Below are 2495 nucleotides of genomic sequence, written 5' to 3'. Positions count from 1 at the left end.
GTTACTCCAAATGGATAGAGCAGTGTTTATACACAATACATTACGCGACTTCGTGTCGCACTTCGCCTTCGGGGTCGTTGATGATAATATCATCATCCGTCACCAGAAAGGCGTTTGCAATTTCACGCTTTGCCGAGAAACTTTTGCCAGAGCCGGGAGTGCCGAGGATCAAACCGTTGGGGTTTTTCAGCTTTTTGCGGTCCACCATGATAAGGTTGTTGGACAGGGCGTTCAGGCCGTAATACAGGCTTTCTTTGCCGGACTGGTACAGTTCCTGTGTGGTGAACGGAATGAAGATTGCCGTGCTGCTGGTAGTCAGTCCCCGCTGGATTTCGATCTGGCAGTCAGCCAACGGCAGACTGCTCATCAATCCCTGCTCCTGTTGGTAGTCCAGTCTGCACAGGTTGCAGTTGTGCTTCTGTGCAATACTGGATGCCTGAAAAACATTGTTTTCCAACTCCTGCTCCGTGCGCCCGGTGTTCAAAACGAGGAATGTCACCAAAAACATTCTCTCGTTCTGGCTCTGCAATTCCTTCAAAAGTGCCTTGGCATCCCTGCCGTAAGTCGCCAAATCCGACGGAATGATGTCAATATCATATCCGGCACGGATGGCTTTCTTCTGCTCCTCGATCTTTGATCTATCGAGTTCGGTGATGGTGCGCTTGACCGTTTTGATGGCCTTGTTCTGGTCAACGGACTGGATGTGCATGGTGACGATCTGGCTGGAATCCATGTCCAGAAAATCTTTCAGCAGCTGGTCGCTGATGTCGGAGGCCGTGATGCTCAAGAAACTGGCGGCACAAAAAATGCCTCCCATCTGGAACGTCCGGGAATTTTTGAAGGCAAAGGCGGTGGGTGCAATGGCATCCTTCACGGAAAGCCCGCTTTTCACAAGGTCTTTCCAGTCAAAATGAAACTTGGATGCACCGTCCATGTTGAACATATCGTGCATGAGTTTCAGCCGCTGGACACCGTTCAGGGGCTTTGCCTGCACCCCCAGCCGGTGGAAGTTGTTCAGCAGATCGTTCTGGATGTGGTCAAGCCGGGGCTTGACCTGTGCCATGCTTTCGCCCTCCACACCAAAGGTGATGAATTTGGTCTTGGTCAGACCATTATTGCCCTTGGCAAGCTGCTGGCGCAGCATCTGGCTGTACTCAGCACGAACATCATCGAAACCATCTCGCTGGTACGGGATACGGATGCTTTTCTCAAACTCGGTGCTGTCGGTTGCCATGTTCACGAAGGACAGCTCAAATTTGATGGAGCTGTCGAAGAAGTTCAGAAAACTGCACCATTCCTCAAAAATCGCCGTCTTATCCTCCTGCTGCGCCAACTGATAATTGATGTCCTGATACTGGATGGTGCGGGTGTAGTAATTGGGCTTCACCCGGCAGGTGCCATCCTCAAACATCCGCTGCATGGGGATGGACTGCTGGGCGGTCCGGGGCACAGCAGGCTTCGCTTCCTGCCTGCGCTTCTGCGCAGACTGGGGCTTGCTGTGCTTACCGGTCTTTTTCCAAAACGGGATCATGGGTCACGCCTCCCTTCATAAGCAGTGCATAGTAGTTGTTGGTCTTGTAGGGGCGAATCTTCGGGCGGAGAAACCGGGACTGCACATAGTACGACAGCAGCTTTTCCATGGGCTGACCGTTCTTTTCGTACATTCCAAGGAAGAACGCCGGCAGCATCACCGCCATCATGCCGAGGGTGGCGGCAGTGTTGCCGCCGGAGTCCCGGAGAACAAAAAACAGCGGCACTCCAATGAGAGCCGCTGTGCCGAAACAAAGCAGTTGCCGTTTCGTCAGGTTGAATGCGACCTTCGATTTTACTTTCGTCAGGTCACGGGGAACGGAAATATACGCAGCCAATAAAGCACCTCCTTTAATGCGCTCCGAGAACGGATTTCGTCACGGAGCTGGTCTTGAACAGGCTGAAACAAAGCAGAACGGTATAGCCCACAATGCTCCAAATGGAGTTGATGGCATCCCCGGAAATCGCCACGCTCTGGATCAGCACGGCGTAAATCGCCACGCAGATGAGGATGAGAAAGCCTTGAAAGCCCAATGCGAACAGGCATTTCAGGTAGTTCTGCCCCATGTGCGACTGCTCATGGTTGCCCCATGTTGCCATGGGGATGGGCGCAAGGCTCACCATGCAGTAGATTTCAATCATACGCCCGTAGACGATGACAAAAATGATGATGCTCAAGATCCGCATGGTGATGCCGATGAAGAAACTTTGCAGGAAAAGCCCGAACAGGGGTCCTACGTCCATCTGCATCAGGCAGGCTTCCAACATCGACAAGCCAATGTCGTTGACACGGGTGTTTCCGGCAATGATGCCGCTGGAATCGGACACCACCTTCTGTGTCAGGTCAAAGACCGCCATCACAATGTCGAAAGTATTGCTGATGAGCCACACCGACACCGCCGTTTTGAAGATCCAGCGCATGATGAGGGCAGGCTCAAACTGTGCCATGTTGTTGTGCTGGGTGA

At 52.6% G+C, this 2495-nt stretch carries 2 protein-coding genes and 1 pseudogene; all 3 read right to left on the bottom strand.

The genetic code is table 11. The features are described 5' to 3' along the window. Positions 1 to 67 precede the first annotated feature (67 nt). A pseudogene (locus QZL71_RS13010) lies at positions 68 to 1531 on the bottom strand (VirB4-like conjugal transfer ATPase, CD1110 family); the annotation flags it as partial. After that, entirely contained in the window at positions 1503 to 1868 is a 366-nt protein-coding gene (locus QZL71_RS13005; protein WP_097777510.1) for a PrgI family protein, read from the bottom strand. The pseudogene QZL71_RS13010 and the gene QZL71_RS13005, both read right to left, overlap by 29 nt. Before the next feature lie 13 nt (positions 1869 to 1881). Beyond that, the coding region (locus QZL71_RS13000) for a VirB6/TrbL-like conjugal transfer protein, CD1112 family (RefSeq protein WP_294649154.1) at positions 1882 to 2495 on the bottom strand (614 nt) is incomplete at its 5' end.

This window comes from uncultured Faecalibacterium sp. (assembly GCF_900066275.1).
GTDB lineage: Bacteria > Bacillota > Clostridia > Oscillospirales > Ruminococcaceae > Faecalibacterium > Faecalibacterium taiwanense.
This window is presented reverse-complemented; position numbering and strand designations above follow the sequence as displayed.